Origin of the sequence: Synechococcus sp. R60.1, from assembly GCF_047461835.1 — a bacterium.
In the GTDB taxonomy this organism is placed as follows: domain Bacteria; phylum Cyanobacteriota; class Cyanobacteriia; order Thermostichales; family Thermostichaceae; genus Thermostichus.
Window position 1 is genome coordinate 1 of the sequence record NZ_JANSIA010000081.1, and the last position, 14,169, is coordinate 14,169.

Below are 14,169 nucleotides of genomic sequence, written 5' to 3' on the forward strand. Positions count from 1 at the left end.
TAGTAATCCGTACTGAACATATTATACATTATTTTCAGTATAGTTGAGCTTATTATTGACTAGAGTCATGCTCTCATCACTTTGTAGCCTGTTTAACTTGAGCGCGAGCCTGCTTCACCATGGCAATTAAGGTTTGATGGGCGTCCTCGGAGTCCCGCAGGGGGTGGTCGAAGCGGATCCGCAGCGTTTGTACGGCCCCGTCGACCTGCACCCGCAAGTCCATCCCTTCCGGGTCAATGGCCTGCATGCGGGCTTGGGTAACTCCTTCCACCTGGCCAAAGACCCTGGCGTAGAGGGCTATTGCATCGGCATGATCTTCGTTCATGTGCTTGCAGATGCGCTCGCTAACTTGGGGGGTGAGAGGATCGCCCATGGCAGTTGTTTTTAGCTTACAGCCCTCAGTTTAAAGCTCCCGCCAGTCCACAGTAAACTACCCAACCCTACCCCTGGCCAGTACAATAATGCGGCTAACCCAGCGTTAAAAGCGGCGCTCCCGGATAGGCAGCCGTTTAGGTTTCAGAATAAAAAGGCAGGGATCCCTTCCCCTCCATCCCAGAGAACACCAGGGATCCAGGGGATCAAGCTTGTCCTTGGGCCTGTAGCTCCAACAGCTCATTTGCCATATCCAAAAAAGCCTCCCGATCCAGATAGGAGACATCTCCCACCCACTCCCCCAGCTTGACCACATAGACCTCGCTCAAGGTGGGCCGGCGCTGCAAATCGCGGGAATAGGCTTTCACCAACCCGAGCACCGATTGCTTTTTGACAATTCGCCTGTAGCGGGGATCGTCCTTGGCCCGCACACGATAGACGACTCCGGTCTCATCGCCAATTTCCATCTCAAACTGGCGCTCCCGCACCTCTTCAATGTAGAAGTTGCCATCTTCATCCAGCTTTTCTCGCTCTTCCACCACCACCTCGTAGCGGCGAGTGCGCAACACCTGCCCAAAAAACAATCCCCCATAGGGAATCTCGCGAAAGGCTAGCTGACGGCGGGAGATGGTATAGAGCGGCCCCCACAGGAAGGGATAGAGCAACGAGAGGATCCCGACCAGAAAGGAGATCGCCCCCAGAAAGGATCCCTCGCCGAAAGCGCGAGAGAGAACCAGCAACGCCACACCCACCAAAATGGCCGTGATGATACGGCCCGTGCTCTTGAGGGCATCGCTCCAGTAAGCCGCATACTGAAGGCGCGTTGGCACCACCGGAATCACCGATTCGCATTCTTCTGGGGTTAGCTCCAACAACATGCTCCAAGGATCCTCACAATGCCACACTCCATCTGCAACGGGCCAGACCCTATCTTAAAATGAGGCAGGGGCGCTTTGCCGCCGAGCTTGTCTGCTGCCAGTTCTTGCACACTTCCCATTTCCATGCTGACAGGATCCCATTGCTCCTCGACCAGCCAGGCCATCAGACAGCAGGTGGCCCAATTGGACGAGGGATCCCGTCGAGACAAGGCTTGGCTGGGGGATGCGGTGTTGAGCTTGTTTGCCCGGCAGTGGCTGCTTGGGCCACCTCAAGACTGGCAAGTGCCTTCCCCGCCCAGTTGTGACTTGAATCGCGCAGAACTCTTCACTTGGCTGACCTCCAATCAATTTTTGTCGGCCTTCAGGGATCCCACGCAGGTGGAAGCGGAAATCGGCCTGATTTACGAAAAAGAAGGTCTGCAAGCAGCGTTTGAATATATCCGGGCGCACCTGCTGCCTCTGTTTGTAAGGCAGGTGAACAACCGCGCCAAAGCCCTGCGTGGCAAACGCCACTAGCCAGTTTCTGAGCGAAGCAAGAGCGCGGCAGGATGGCTGGACAGGTCGCTTTTTGAGGGGGAAGCAGAGTTAATGGGAAGAAGGGGGATCCACCCAGCGCCCATCGGCTTTGATCAGGTCGATCAGCGCCTGCACGCCTTCCGATTCCGGCACCCTCTTCACTTCTTCTTTGCCGCGGTAGAGAGAGATCACCCCCGGCGTTTTACCCACATAGCCGTAGTCGGCGTCGGCCATTTCTCCCGGCCCATTGACAATGCAGCCCATCACGGCAATGTCTAACCCCACCAGGTGCTGGGTTGCGGCGCGCACCTTCTGCAGCACCTCCTCCAAATTGAACAGGGTGCGGCCACAGGAAGGGCAGGCCACATACTCCACCATGGTTTTGCGCAGGTTCAGAGCTTGCAAAATGCCGTAGGCCACCGGGATCTCCTTCTCTGGCGCTTCCGTGAGAGAAACCCGAATCGTGTCGCCGATCCCTTCAGCCAAGAGGGTTCCGATCCCCACCGCCGACTTGATGCGCCCATATTCTCCATCGCCCGCCTCGGTGACGCCCAAGTGGAAGGGATAGTTTAGGCCCAGGGCATCGAAGCGACGGGCTGCTAGACGGTAGGCCGCCAACATGACCTGCGGGCGGGAAGCCTTGAAGGAAAGCACCACATTGTGAAAGTCTTGCTCGGCGCAAATTTGGGCAAATTCCAGGGCCGACTCCACCATGCCCTCAGGCGTATCCCCGTAGGTGAAGAGCATCCGCTCTGCCAGGGATCCATGATTTACCCCGATGCGCAGGGCTTTGTTCTGGGCTTTGAGGGTCTGGACAAGGGGGGTGAAAGTTTCCCGGATTTTGTTGCGGATGGCCTCAAATTCCGCCTGGGTATATTCTGTGCGACCGGGCTGAGGTTTTTCAAAGACGAACAACCCTGGATTGATGCGCACCTTGTCCACGTATTTGGCCACCTCCAGGGCGATCTTGATGCCGTTGTGATGGACATCGGCTACCAAAGGCACGGGCTTGTAGGTTTGGATCAGCTTCTCCCGAATTGCCTCCATCGCCTTGGCATGGGCCATGCTGGGAACGGTAACCCGCACAATCTCTGAGCCTGCCTCGTGCAGACGGCGGATCCCGGCTACTGCTGCGTCGATGTCGAGGGTGTCCTCGTTGATCATGGACTGTACCACCACCGGGTGCTGGCTGCCGATCAACACATCAGCTACGGCCACCGTACGGGTGGGGCGACGGGGATAGACCGGTTCTGGGTAGGGCTGCTGAGTGGGGGCGTTGGGCCGATCCAGGGTTTGCATAGCTTGGTCAAGCCAAAAGAGCTGCTCTAGCTTGATTGTAGGTCGGAAACTAACCTGGGGTTCGATTCAGCTCAGGGTAAAGGCTGAGGGGTTCAACCCCGAGGATTTCGACGGGATCCCCAACCCTCAGGTGCTTGCCCGCCTCCGTTCTCGGGATCCACGTATTGATTCCAAGGCGATAGAAATGGTCAAAGCGGCTGGCTTCGGCCCAGGGTGGCAAGGTTTTCTGCCGTTGCGCTACGAAGTGCTTTTGAAAACCGGGATAGGCCTCTCCGCTCAGGGGATCCCGGCTGGGCACCACACAGCGGGCGCAGGGGTTGAGGCCCAGCAGCTCCACTTCCCCAATGCGAAAGCGCACCCCTTGATCTGCGCGGGCAAAGAGACGATCCTCCCAAAAGGGCAGACATTCCGACAGCTCGATATTCATGCGAAAGCGTTGCCGCATCTCTTCGGGGGTGAGGCCGGGGAACCAATTGGCCACTGTCTCGAGAGTGGCTATGCTGATCAGGGTGGGGCCGTTGGCATAGGGATCATCCGGAAACCCCCTGAGAGGCTCCTCCAGCAGTTGCACCGGAAAACCGAACCAATCGCTGAGCCAAGTCTGCAAAGCATCCCGCTGCTGCTGCAGGTCAAACTGAGCCGCCTTGCCCTCCCCCCACAACTGCACCCGGCACAACCGGGGATCAAACCGGGCACGCAGGCGGTGGACTGCAGCATGGCGTTTGCCGTTCACCCGCTTCCCCTCCGCATCCAAGAGGGCGTAGCGGCGATCCCCTTCCAAAGTTCCCCCCGCCGTCAGCCTCACCTCAGACAGAGGGATCCCATCCAGGGACTTGATGGGATAGACCGTTAACCTGGCAACCTGGGGCATGGCCTGTCTGCCGGGATCCCTGGGGGTGGGATCCGCCTTAGCTGCTTAACTGTCGGCTTCGGTGGGATGGTCGGTCATGGGGTAGCTGCGGATAAAGTCTCTGGGGGTTACATTTTCTACAAACTTGCGAAAGGCCTCCCGCTCCGCCTCGTCGGCATCCTGGTTCATGGGGATCGAGGCTTCCGCAATGACCTCTTCCACCGTCCAGATGGGAACATGGGCCCGCAGAGCGAGGGCAATGGCGTCGCTGGGGCGGCAGTCGATCTCTTGTTTTTTGTCACCATTCACGGTGACGAGCACCGCGTAGAAGGTGTTATCCAGCAACGCGTGAATGATGACTCGCTCCAGCTTGATCCCCCACGTCTTCCAGGAGTTGAGGATGAGATCATGGGTCATGGGGCGCAGTGGCTTTTGGTCGTCCAGGGCCTGCAAAATGGCGTTGGCCTCTGCTTTTCCCACCCAAATGGGCAGGGCACGACGCTCACTGCCATCGCGCAGGATGACAATGGGGTTTTGGTTGACGGCATCGACCGCAATCCCAGCCACATGCATCTCGATCATGAGCAATTGCCTCCAGCCGGTGATCTAGATCGTATCTACGGGCGTCAAAGTTTGGCAACACACCATGAGCTCAGTTGGTAGTCCAGTTGAAGTGGCTTTGATCGGGGGCACTAGCGAGAGCCGCAGCTTGGCCGACGCCCTCAGCCGGCAGGGGATCCCTTGGGTGGCAACCGTCACCACTGAAGGGGCCAGAAGGCTGTATCAGGATTTGCCTGGTCAGGTGGTGGTCACCCGATTTTCGCCGCCATCTCTGGAACAATTCCTGCAAGAGTGCCGGATCCGCGTAGTGGTGGATGCCTCTCATCCTTTTGCCCAGCAAATCTCGCAACTGGCCATCCAGGTGACGGCTCAACTGAGGATCCCCTACCTGCGCTACGAACGCCCTCCTCTGGAGCTGGATCCCTGGGTCCAGGTGGCACCGGACTGGCAGGGGGTGCTCACAGATGCGGTGCTGGCAGGGCGGCGGGTGCTGTTGACGGTGGGAGTGAAGGCCCTGCCCCTGTTTGTACCTTGGCAAGATCGCTGCCAACTGTGGGCACGGGTGCTGCCGGAATCGGTTCCCCAAGCGGTGCAAGCCGGGATCCCTGCCGAGCGGGTGATCGGGATGCGCTTGCCCCTCAGCTTTGAGCAAGAACTGCAGCTTTGGCAGCGGTTCAGCCCTCAGGTGGTGATCAGCAAAGCTTCTGGGGAAGCAGGTGGGCTGGGGATCAAACAGGCAGTGGCCAAAACCCTGGGGATCCCTCTGTGGGTGATCCGCCGACCCCCCTTGGACTATCCCTGGTGCAGCCAGGATTTGACAGCAGTGGTGCAGGCCTGTAGGCGATGCTTGGAAGGAGCGGGACCTTGAGGTTGCCCAGCTCCAGTCCAACGGGTCAAAACGGCTCTTCGGGGGGTAGGTTGGAGTCGCGGTCTTGACGGGATCCCAGCAATTCCAGCCGATCCACAGCAATGATGGGTCTCTGGCGCTCTTCTCCGGTGGATTTGTCTTTCCAGCGATCAAACTTCAGTCTGCCCGTTACTCCGATAAGACTGCCTTTGCGCACATACTCTCCCGCCACCTCGGCAGTGCGGTCCCACAACTCTAGGCTGAACCAATCGGGCTTGTCTTCCCCTTTGCGGAATCGGTTGACCGCCAAGCTAAAAGTACAGACCACCTTGCCTGACTCAAAGTAGCGCACCTCCGGATCCATGCCGGCTCGCCCCACCAAGGTCACCAGGTTCAAGCTCATGGGTAGTTTCTCCAGACCGCCAGTAGATCTAGCCTTCGTTGTAGCGCTCGCAAGGGATCCCTGTCATCTTTTTGCTTGCGACCGTCAGCTTGGGCTCAGAGCCGATTCTTTAGGATATTTACAGATTCAACTGCGGGGATCCCGATTGATCTCTGGGAAAAGCCTCTGCTGTGATGGACTTGATGCTCGGGATCCGGATCCGCACTCTGTCGCAAAAGTTTACAATGGCAGAAGCAGTTGAGCAAATGCCAGCCCACCAGACACTCCCACCGGCCAATTGCAGGGCTAGCAGAGCAGGTTCGTTGCTGTGAGAGGACGCATTCGGAAGCATTTCCCATGGAATTCATCTACACGTACGCCTGGTTGATCCCCGTCTATCCTTTGGTGGCGGCCTTTCTCCTCGGCTTAGGCATCCTGATGTTCAACGCCTGGACAAGGGCCAACCGCTCTTTGGCTGCCTTTTTGAGCGTGTTCGCGACCGGGACGGCGATGGTTCATGCCTTTGCCCTTTTGGTCAGCCAGGTGCAAGGGCACGAAACCGTCCTCAGAACCATCACCTGGGCCCAGGCGGGATCCTTCTCGGTGGACATGGGCTTTGTCGTGGATCACCTGAGCGCTATGATGCTGGTGGTGGTGACCACCGTGGCCTTTCTGGTGCAGATCTACTCCCATGGCTACATGGCTCACGATCCCGGCTATGTGCGTTTCTACGCCTACCTGAGCTTATTTAGCTCCTCGATGCTGGGCTTGGTGGTCAGCCCCAACCTGGTGCAGATCTATATCTTCTGGGAGCTGGTGGGGATGTGCTCCTACCTGCTCATCGGCTTTTGGCACGACCGGCAGGCAGCGGCAGAAGCAGCGCAAAAGGCGTTTGTGGTCAACCGGGTGGGAGATTTCGGCCTGCTGTTGGGCATCTTAGGTTTTTACTGGATTTCCGGTACCTTCGCGTTTGACGAGATCGGGCGCAACTTGCAGGAGATGCTGGCTAGCGGGGCAGTGAGCAGCAGCTTGATTGCCCTGTTTGCGGTGTTGGTGTTCTTGGGGCCGGTGGCCAAGTCGGCCCAGTTCCCGCTGCATGTGTGGTTGCCGGATGCCATGGAGGGCCCCACGCCCATTTCCGCTCTCATCCACGCAGCCACGATGGTGGCGGCTGGGGTATTCCTCTTGGCCCGCATGTTCCCGGTGCTGGAAGGGATCCCGGTGGCTATGGACATCATCGCCTGGACAGGGGCGGGCACAGCCTTCTTGGGGGCCACCATTGCCATCACCCAAAACGACATCAAAAAAGGCTTGGCCTACTCCACCATTTCCCAGCTGGGCTACATGGTCATGGCCATGGGGTGCGGCGCCTATGGGGCGGGCCTGTTTCACCTGATGACCCACGCCTACTTTAAGGCGATGCTCTTTTTGTGCTCTGGCTCAGTTATCCACGGCATGGAAGCGGTGGTCGGCCATGACCCGGTTTTGGCCCAAGACATGCGCCTGATGGGGGGGTTGCGCAAATACATGCCGGTTACGGCCATCACGTTTTTGATCGGCACGTTGGCCATTTGTGGGATCCCGCCCTTCGCCGGCTTTTGGTCTAAAGACGAGATCTTGGGCGCTGTTTTCGAACGGAACCCAGCTCTGTGGGGGGTGGGCTTCCTCACCGCCGGGATCACCGCCTTCTACATGTTCCGCATCTACTTCCTCACCTTCGAAGGGGAGTTTCGCGGCACCAACCTGAGACTGCGGCAGGAGGTGGCCATCAGCCAGGGCCGTCCTGTGCCGGCTTTTGCCTACGTTTTTGCGGGGAAACAACCGGCCTTTGGCCCTGGAGCCATGAACATTCAAGAAAAACCCCAGCCCAGCAGCCATCCTGAAGCCCACGAAAACCTGCACGACGGAGATGCCCATGCCTCAGAGCCCCATGAGTCCCCTTGGTCGATGACCTTCCCGCTGTTGGCTCTGGCCGTCCCTTCTGTGCTGATTGGCCTGGTGGGTACCCCTTTTGCCAACTTCTTTGAAGCTTTCATCCACCCGCCGGCTGAGTCTGTGGCAGAGGCAGGCTCGATTTTACCGCTGGTGGCAGCAGAGTGGCAGGAGGTGCTGGCGGGCCATTTCGATTGGGCAGAGTTTCTAATCATGGCGGGTAGTTCCGTGGGCATGGGGCTGATCGGCATCACCTTGGCCAGCTTGATCTACTGGCAAAAGCGCATCGACCCGGGCACCTTCCCCCAAAGCCTGCAGCCGCTCTACTACTTCTCCCTCAACAAGTGGTACATTGACGACCTCTATGAGCGAGTCTTTGTGCAGGGCACCCGCTTCGTGGCACGGGAGGCGCTGGAGGTGGACAGCCGCATTGTGGATGGTGTGGTCAACCTGACGGGCTTGGTGACCATGGTGAGCGGCGAGGCGATGAAATACCTGGAGAGCGGCAAGGCCCAGTTTTACGCTTTGATTATCTTTGCAGCGGTGGTGGTGATGGTGGTGGCATCAGGGGTAGGGTTCTAGCTCGAAGGCGAGGATGGATCCGGCCCGCTTGGCCAAGGGATCCCTCAGCCTAGAACTGCTGCTATGCTACGGAGCAAGTTAAGCGGATCCCTTGTTGCAATGGCCCCGCGTTCTCTTAAGTCGATTTCGCATCCCTTGTTGGCGGAAAGGCAAGGTCAGAGGGAGCGTGTCTTGGCCCTGAAAAATCAGATCGAAGCGATCCTCTACTTAAAAGGGCAGCCCCTGGAGCTATCCGCCCTGGCCCAGTTGGCCCATTGCAGTCGCGACGAAGCCTACGATGCGCTGCTGGAATTAATGGAAGACTATGCCCATCGCGATTCTGCCCTGGAAGTCCTACAGGTGGGGGAAGGGTTTGCCCTGCAGTTGCGGGAGCCGTTTTTGGAGCTGGCCAACCAGCTTTTACCCCCTGAAATTGGGGTGGGTGCTACCCGTACCCTGGCTACAATCATTCTGCGTGGCCCCCTCTCGCAAGCCGATTTGGTGGAGTTGCGCGGTCAAGGTGCTTATCAGCACGTGGCAGAGCTGGTAGAAAAAGGCTTCGTTACCCGCTATCGCAAAGAAGGCTGCCGTTCCCCTTGGTTGCGGGTGACCGATAAGTTTCATCGCTACTTCACGGTAGATGAGCTGGCCAAAAAAGCAGCAGAGGCGGCTTCTTTCCCCGAAGAATAAACTTTGAAGAATAAACTTTCCCCAACTGCAAAATGAGGGATCCCTAACTCCCCTCTCCCAAAGGGAAAGTGTCTCAATCTGGCTTGAAATAAAAAAGGATCCCCTGGTCGGGGATCCAAATCGAGGGGAGCGCAGCTTCGGCAGAGAAGGGATCAGCCGAAAGTAGGTTCGATTGCTGAGACTTCTACTTGTTGGGCTGAGGGGTGACCCGCAAATAGGGCTTAATTTCCTTGTAGCCTTTTGGGAACTTCTCTTTCAGCACTTCCGGATCTTTCAGCGAAGGCGGAATGATGACATCGTCACCGTCTTTCCAGTCGGCAGGGGTGACGACATTGTACTTATCCGTCAGCTGTAGGGCATCGATCACCCGTAGGAGCTCGTCGAAGTTGCGGCCCGTGCTGGCCGGGTAGGTAAGAATGAGGCGTATCTTCTTGTTGGGATCGATGATGAACACCGAGCGCACCGTCAGGGGCAGCCCTTCTTGGTTGATGTTGGTTTGATCCAACATGTCGTAGAGCTGAGAAACCTTGCGGTCTGCATCCGCCAAGATGGGATAGTTCAGGGTGGTGTTCTGGGTTTCCTCGATGTCTTTCACCCAGCCGACGTGGGAGTCCACATCGTCCACACTGAGGGCGATCACCTTCACACCCCGCTTTTCAAATTCGGGCATCAGCTTCGCAACAGTGCCTAGCTCCGTGGTGCAGACCGGCGTGTAGTCGGCGGGGTGAGAGAACAACACCACCCAGCTATCCCCGGCCCAAGAGTAGAAGTCAATTTCGCCGTGGGTAGACTTTTGCGTGAAATTGGGAGCAGTATCGCCAAGTCGGAGAGACATACGCTCTTGATCCTCCGTAAAAGGGTTCAGTCCGGTGAGACAGGGATCCGGATCCTTCGACCCGATCCCTCCCGATCTTGCCACATAACTCCACTTTTCCGAGCGGATTGCAGGTGATTTTAAGATTCTTGCTGGCGGGAGGGAGTGCTCCTCCTCTTCCCTGACGCCTTGCGCCCAGGCAGAACGTAAACAATTGCTGCGCGGATCTTAACGTTCCTTAAGTTCTTTGGCATGCTAGGTAGCACTAGATCCTCTGACGTAAGGTAGGCCATGGAAGAATTGAGGCAAGACGCAGAAACCGTTACACCTTGCAGCTTGGCCACCCTGTGGGCGCAAAAATATGTAGACAAGCTACGGGCACAGGCTGCCTTGGGCGAGCTGCCAGGCGCCCCTCTAGCTGACAAGGTGAAGGGATCTTTGCGCTTTGCCAGCTCCCAGGCCTGGGCGAAGACGGAGCGGCTCTTGGCTGCTGAAATACCGAGGCAGCGGCTGGATCCGGACTTGATTGATCCCTGGCAAATTGCCGAGGATTCCCAGGAGTTATTTGAAAAGGCAGCAGCAAGTTGTGGGGAGGGCCTCTCACCAGCCCGCTTTTCGGTAAAGATCGCGCCATCTTGTGGCCAGCTGCGGGCTCGCTACAGCAAGCCGGATCCGCGGGTACTTGGCTTTTTAAGCATGCAATTTCACTACACGGGGCAAATGGTCCTGCAGGCTCTGCTGCCCCAGGAGCGGGGTCTCTTCCACCCCTACTTGAAGGTCATGGATGACCACCTGTACATGCCTTTGCAGAGGATGTACGAGGCCGCTGCCGCCCAGGCAGGCGATCACTTTTCTGCGCCTTTGGCTGCTATTCAAGAGCTCTTGCCCCTGGTTACCAGCGTGGCAGAGTCCATTTGTGCCGAGGTAGCCCAACGTTTTCCGGACTATCACTGCGAAAGCGGTCCCTTGACAGATCTGAACGTGCGGATTTCCAGCATCCGCGATGTGGAGATGTTTCAGGTGTACTTGGGCCTCTGTGCCCTAGAAGGCAGCATGGCGGCTATCCAGCAGGAGCTGTTTCCCCTCTGTGTGATGCTCTACCCCCCTTTGAAAGTGAGCTGGGAGCTGGTACGGCAGATGCTCAAGCTCTTGGATAAGGTTCTGAGGTCTGGTCTCAGCCAGGCCAGCTATGCCGTCCTGCTGCCCTACCTCCAGGCAGTGCAGGGTATGTTCTCGCTGGAGGTTTTTCCTGAAAATGACCCCATCTGGAGCCATCATCCCGATGTGATGCGCTTTATGGAGACGGCGCAGAATCTGTTGCAAGAATTGCTGGCTCAAAAAGCTTAAAGGCCAGTTAACGCCACCATTCCTAATTCCCGCTCGCGACCTCCCAGTTACGCAAGGAAGGGAACATTGGCAGTTGCTGCTCAGCCTGCCTGCAGCTTGGGATCCACCAGCTCGGCCACGAATTGGTGCAGGATGGTGACATAGCGCTCTCTGGCCACCTGCAGCAAGTTGTTGTGATCGGCTCCCTCGATGGGCACCAAGCGTTTGGGATCCCTCGCTGCTTGGTAAAGGGCTTCAGCATGCCAGAAGGGGATTAGACGATCCTGGGTACCGTGCAAAATTAGCAGCGGGCAATTGATCTTGGCCATGCGGCTGAGGTTGTCGAAGCGATCGAAGGGCAGCAGCGGGATGCGCGTCAAGACGCGGAAGGCAGTCACGAAAGTAGATTCCAGGATCAGGCCGCCCACTGGTTTTTGCGCTGCCAGGTAAACCGAGGGCCCGCCCCCTACTGATCTTCCATAGACCAAGATCCGCTCCGGCGGGATCCCTTGGGCAACTAGGTAAGTGTAAGCGGCCTCGATATCTTTGTAAGCGCCGGCCTCGGAAGGGATCCCTTCGCTGGTGCCGTAACCGCGGTAGTCGTAGGCCAAGACGGCAAACCCAGCCTGCTGCAGGCCCACCAGGCGGGGCAGGATATCCCCCAAGTCTTCGGCGTTGCCATGGCTGTAGAGGAGGGTGTAGGCAGCGGCGGGATTGGGCAAATGTACCGCTGAAATCTGTAGCCCATCAGAGGTCGTGAGCTTGAGAATGGCATCCCCATCTCGATAGCTGGCGGGCTGGGGCAGAAAGATCAGCCGCTCCGATTGAAACCAGCCCAGCCAGAGCAGGTAGCCGTACACCACCAGCCCGACCAGCAGCAAGGATCGCCCCACGCGCAGCCATGGGAAGGATCCCCAAACTAGTTGTAGGAGATCTCGGTGGGGCATTGACAGGAAGGCATCGACAAGTAAGTTAAGCTCAATTTGCGGCACTTGCCCAAGGTTCTGCGCTGCTTACAGGCAACCCCTTTCCCATAAGGGAAGAGGGGAGCAGGAAAACTGCATCCTTCAGGGCTCCGCTTGAGAGAAAAAGCATTTCCAGGCACAAACCCCAATCCAGTTGACAAGGGTGTGGGCGACAATGGTGACCAACAGGTTTCCCGACAGCCACAAGCCAATCCCCATGAGGATACCAACCCCGCTGGCCCAGACGGCATAGGGCCAGCCCTGCCATCCCAGCCAATGCAAGGCGCCAAACAAGAGGCCGCTCAGCAGGATCCCGCCTGTCCACCCTAAGGGGCTGGCCACCAGAGCTGACAGCAGCACACCGCGAAACAGCCATTCCTCGCTCCAGCCCGGCAGCAGGCCCACCCAAAGGATATCTCCCCACTGCAAGGGATCCGCCACCCAGTGTAAGTAGGCAGTGGCTGCCCGACGATAGGCTGGCCAGAGCCGGTAAACCCCGCCGCTGAGCAGAGCCACCCCCAGTCCCAGCCCTGCCCCCCACGCCAAGGCTAGGGGATCCCAGCGAAACGGCACGGGAAAGGAGGATCCCAGCCAGATCCAGAGACCCACAATGAGAGCCGAAAACAGGGTGGTGATGCCCATTCCATTCAAGATCTGTTCGCGTGTGCAGGGCTGAATCTGGGAAGTCATGGAGGGGATCCCTAGGCTTCGAACTCCGGAGGGTTAACAGCAGCTGCTGTTTTTATCATCGTTTATCTCAGCGGTCCTAGGTTCACGGCAGGTTGACAGCAGCTACAGAGCGTCCCTCAAAACTGCCTCAGCTTGTAAGCCAGCATGGATATGAGCCTTGAGTGTGACCAAAGGGACTCAATCGCCCCCTTGCTCTGTCTTCTGAGCCTCTGTGTAGCGCTTGATAACCTCTCCGGAAACTTGCCCCGCTGTACCCGCGTAGTAGCTTGGGTTCTACAAATAACCACCCCAGAGCCTCTTTTTGAGTTCAGAATGTCTCCCAAAGAGAGCAGGAGCCGTGGAACTTTTAATACCTTGGCAACGACCGCCGGAGCCGCCTTGGGAGAAGCAGAAAGAAAAACGTGATTCAAGGCTTAGAGTAGAGAAGGGCTTCCAAGCTTTTACCCTCAGCCCGGCTATACCCCAAATACCCACACCCGAGATGGGTGCAAAGTGCTCCGCACCACGGACGCGACCGAGCGGCGCATTCACCAAGCCATTCAAAACGCGCAGGCTCGCTTCGACAGCGACAAGTTCGCCGACAAATTTGCCCAGCAACTGCGGGGAGAGCCGGGGAACTGAAGAAAAGCGAGCAGGAATGGCTCAGTCGCCTGGGAGCCTTGGGCAACCCAACCAACGGCGGATCTACTGCTGGCCAATTCAAATCTGCGGTGGGATTGTTTTCTGGAGAGTTGCCGCTACCATTACACTTTGAGCGTTGCCACCGGAAACTCCCCGGCGGGAAAAGAAGAGGGGGCTGCGTCCAAAGTGGGGGATTAAGGTCATGTTCCAGCGTATTGCTCTCGGCTCTGCTGCATTGGGATTGCTTCTGGCCATACCCGTCCTTCCCAGCCACGGGTTTGGAGAGCCCCGGGTCGTTCCCGATACCCCGTTCTACTTCGACAACCACCGCTTCGATCGCTACCCAGATGCGGTTGTGGTGCGGGTGGTCAACGGCGACACCCTAGTGGTGCAAATCGAAGGGGAACAGAAGATGCGCCTAATCCGGTTGGCCGGGATCGAGGGTCTTAGCCCGGAAGAAAACCCCTATTACCAGCAAGCCATTGAACTGATGCGGGAGCGCATCCTCTACCGCACCGTCAAGCTGGAAGGGGATAAGTTGCTGCGCAACGTAGATGCTACGGGCTTGGTGGAGGCCTATGTCTGGTTAGAAGGCCATCAGATGAACGCCATGTTGGTGCGCAATGGCCTGGCCCGCATCATCCCCTACAGCCACAACATCAAGTACGACAGCTACTACGGTGGCCTACAAGAAAAAGCCCAGCAGGAGCGCCTTGGCATTTGGAGCCGTCTCTGAGTTGGCTTTATACTGAACTTCAGTTCTTTAATCTTCAAGGGAGCAGAGAGGAAAGAGCATGACTCTAGTCAATAATAAGCTCAACTATACTGAAAATAATGTATAATATGTTCAGTACGGATTACTACC

At 57.5% G+C, this 14,169-nt stretch carries 16 protein-coding genes; 7 read left to right on the plus strand and 9 right to left on the minus strand.

What is annotated here, in order from left to right; translation table 11 throughout:
• Positions 1-76: 76 nt before the first annotated feature.
• Both NW834_RS10955 and NW834_RS10960 read right to left on the minus strand, forming a co-directional pair.
• Entirely contained in the window at positions 77-373 is a 297-nt protein-coding gene (locus tag NW834_RS10955; RefSeq protein WP_011431796.1) for a DUF2470 domain-containing protein, read from the minus strand.
• A gap of 205 nt (positions 374-578) precedes the next feature.
• Complete coding sequence (locus NW834_RS10960) at positions 579-1,250, minus strand: hypothetical protein (RefSeq protein ID WP_414418873.1); 672 nt, start codon at positions 1,248-1,250, stop codon at positions 579-581.
• A 75-nt stretch (positions 1,251-1,325) separates the two neighbouring features.
• On the opposite strand from NW834_RS10960, the gene NW834_RS10965 reads away from it, so the two are divergent.
• The gene (locus tag NW834_RS10965) at positions 1,326-1,766 is read left to right on the plus strand and encodes a hypothetical protein (protein ID WP_414418874.1); all 441 of its coding nucleotides are present in this window, start codon (positions 1,326-1,328) and stop codon (positions 1,764-1,766) included.
• Positions 1,767-1,835: 69 nt separating this feature from the next.
• On the opposite strand, the gene ispG is transcribed toward NW834_RS10965, so the two are convergent.
• The 3 genes from ispG to NW834_RS10980 are packed head-to-tail and all read right to left on the minus strand — an operon-like array spanning position 1,836 to position 4,497.
• Positions 1,836-3,065, minus strand: coding sequence for a (E)-4-hydroxy-3-methylbut-2-enyl-diphosphate synthase (ispG, locus tag NW834_RS10970; RefSeq protein ID WP_414343922.1), 1,230 nt, complete (start codon positions 3,063-3,065; stop codon positions 1,836-1,838).
• A gap of 49 nt (positions 3,066-3,114) precedes the next feature.
• A complete protein-coding gene (locus NW834_RS10975; RefSeq protein ID WP_414418875.1) occupies positions 3,115-3,936 on the minus strand; it encodes an MOSC domain-containing protein in 822 nt (273 codons plus the stop codon).
• Positions 3,937-3,981: 45 nt separating this feature from the next.
• The gene (locus NW834_RS10980) at positions 3,982-4,497 is read right to left on the minus strand and encodes a bifunctional nuclease family protein (protein WP_011431791.1); all 516 of its coding nucleotides are present in this window, start codon (positions 4,495-4,497) and stop codon (positions 3,982-3,984) included.
• 64 nt (positions 4,498-4,561) lie between these two features.
• On the opposite strand from NW834_RS10980, the gene NW834_RS10985 reads away from it, so the two are divergent.
• On the plus strand, positions 4,562-5,344 hold the full coding sequence (locus tag NW834_RS10985; RefSeq protein ID WP_414418876.1) for a cobalt-precorrin-6A reductase: 783 nt from the start codon (positions 4,562-4,564) through the stop codon (positions 5,342-5,344).
• Positions 5,345-5,369: 25 nt separating this feature from the next.
• Here the strand turns inward: NW834_RS10985 and NW834_RS10990 are convergent, their stop codons facing one another.
• On the minus strand, positions 5,370-5,726 hold the full coding sequence (locus NW834_RS10990) for a single-stranded DNA-binding protein (RefSeq protein ID WP_414418877.1): 357 nt from the start codon (positions 5,724-5,726) through the stop codon (positions 5,370-5,372).
• A gap of 336 nt (positions 5,727-6,062) precedes the next feature.
• Here NW834_RS10990 and NW834_RS10995 point away from each other — a divergent pair, with 336 nt between their 5' ends.
• Positions 6,063-8,219 carry an NAD(P)H-quinone oxidoreductase subunit 5 gene (locus tag NW834_RS10995; RefSeq protein ID WP_414418878.1) on the plus strand — a complete coding sequence of 719 codons (2,157 nt, stop codon included), beginning with the start codon at positions 6,063-6,065 and terminating at the stop codon, positions 8,217-8,219.
• A gap of 171 nt (positions 8,220-8,390) precedes the next feature.
• Positions 8,391-8,888, plus strand: coding sequence for an SMC-Scp complex subunit ScpB (gene scpB / locus NW834_RS11000; RefSeq protein ID WP_414328681.1), 498 nt, complete (start codon positions 8,391-8,393; stop codon positions 8,886-8,888).
• Between the two features lie 184 nt (positions 8,889-9,072).
• On the opposite strand, the gene NW834_RS11005 is transcribed toward scpB, so the two are convergent.
• On the minus strand, positions 9,073-9,723 hold the full coding sequence (locus tag NW834_RS11005) for a peroxiredoxin (RefSeq protein ID WP_414418879.1): 651 nt from the start codon (positions 9,721-9,723) through the stop codon (positions 9,073-9,075).
• A gap of 270 nt (positions 9,724-9,993) precedes the next feature.
• On the opposite strand from NW834_RS11005, the gene NW834_RS11010 reads away from it, so the two are divergent.
• Positions 9,994-11,049, plus strand: a complete 1,056-nt coding sequence (locus NW834_RS11010) for a hypothetical protein (protein WP_414342724.1) — start codon at positions 9,994-9,996, stop codon at positions 11,047-11,049.
• Between the two features lie 80 nt (positions 11,050-11,129).
• Here the strand turns inward: NW834_RS11010 and NW834_RS11015 are convergent, their stop codons facing one another.
• Both NW834_RS11015 and NW834_RS11020 read right to left on the minus strand, forming a co-directional pair.
• Positions 11,130-11,921, minus strand: coding sequence for an alpha/beta hydrolase (locus NW834_RS11015; RefSeq protein ID WP_414342726.1), 792 nt, complete (start codon positions 11,919-11,921; stop codon positions 11,130-11,132).
• 174 nt (positions 11,922-12,095) lie between these two features.
• Positions 12,096-12,683: a lysostaphin resistance A-like protein gene (locus NW834_RS11020; RefSeq protein ID WP_414328684.1), complete on the minus strand. Its 588-nt coding sequence runs from the start codon at positions 12,681-12,683 to the stop codon at positions 12,096-12,098.
• Positions 12,684-13,175: 492 nt separating this feature from the next.
• On the opposite strand from NW834_RS11020, the gene NW834_RS11025 reads away from it, so the two are divergent.
• Both NW834_RS11025 and NW834_RS11030 read left to right on the plus strand, forming a co-directional pair.
• Positions 13,176-13,304 carry a hypothetical protein gene (locus tag NW834_RS11025; protein WP_414328685.1) on the plus strand — a complete coding sequence of 43 codons (129 nt, stop codon included), beginning with the start codon at positions 13,176-13,178 and terminating at the stop codon, positions 13,302-13,304.
• A gap of 202 nt (positions 13,305-13,506) precedes the next feature.
• Entirely contained in the window at positions 13,507-14,040 is a 534-nt protein-coding gene (locus tag NW834_RS11030) for a thermonuclease family protein (protein ID WP_011431781.1), read from the plus strand.
• Positions 14,041-14,169: the final 129 nt, after the last annotated feature.

Coding starts and splice junctions, on each gene's coding strand:
- NW834_RS10980 (WP_011431791.1), bottom strand. CDS start 4,497: ATGATCGAGATGCATGTGGCTGGGATTGCGGTCGATGCCGTCAACCAA.
- NW834_RS11020 (WP_414328684.1), bottom strand. CDS start 12,683: ATGACTTCCCAGATTCAGCCCTGCACACGCGAACAGATCTTGAATGGA.
- NW834_RS10955 (WP_011431796.1), bottom strand. CDS start 373: ATGGGCGATCCTCTCACCCCCCAAGTTAGCGAGCGCATCTGCAAGCAC.
- NW834_RS11005 (WP_414418879.1), bottom strand. CDS start 9,723: ATGTCTCTCCGACTTGGCGATACTGCTCCCAATTTCACGCAAAAGTCT.
- NW834_RS10960 (WP_414418873.1), bottom strand. CDS start 1,250: ATGTTGTTGGAGCTAACCCCAGAAGAATGCGAATCGGTGATTCCGGTG.
- NW834_RS11030 (WP_011431781.1), top strand. CDS start 13,507: ATGTTCCAGCGTATTGCTCTCGGCTCTGCTGCATTGGGATTGCTTCTG.
- NW834_RS10990 (WP_414418877.1), bottom strand. CDS start 5,726: ATGAGCTTGAACCTGGTGACCTTGGTGGGGCGAGCCGGCATGGATCCG.
- NW834_RS10995 (WP_414418878.1), top strand. CDS start 6,063: ATGGAATTCATCTACACGTACGCCTGGTTGATCCCCGTCTATCCTTTG.
- NW834_RS10985 (WP_414418876.1), top strand. CDS start 4,562: ATGAGCTCAGTTGGTAGTCCAGTTGAAGTGGCTTTGATCGGGGGCACT.
- ispG (WP_414343922.1), bottom strand. CDS start 3,065: ATGCAAACCCTGGATCGGCCCAACGCCCCCACTCAGCAGCCCTACCCA.
- NW834_RS11010 (WP_414342724.1), top strand. CDS start 9,994: ATGGAAGAATTGAGGCAAGACGCAGAAACCGTTACACCTTGCAGCTTG.
- NW834_RS10975 (WP_414418875.1), bottom strand. CDS start 3,936: ATGCCCCAGGTTGCCAGGTTAACGGTCTATCCCATCAAGTCCCTGGAT.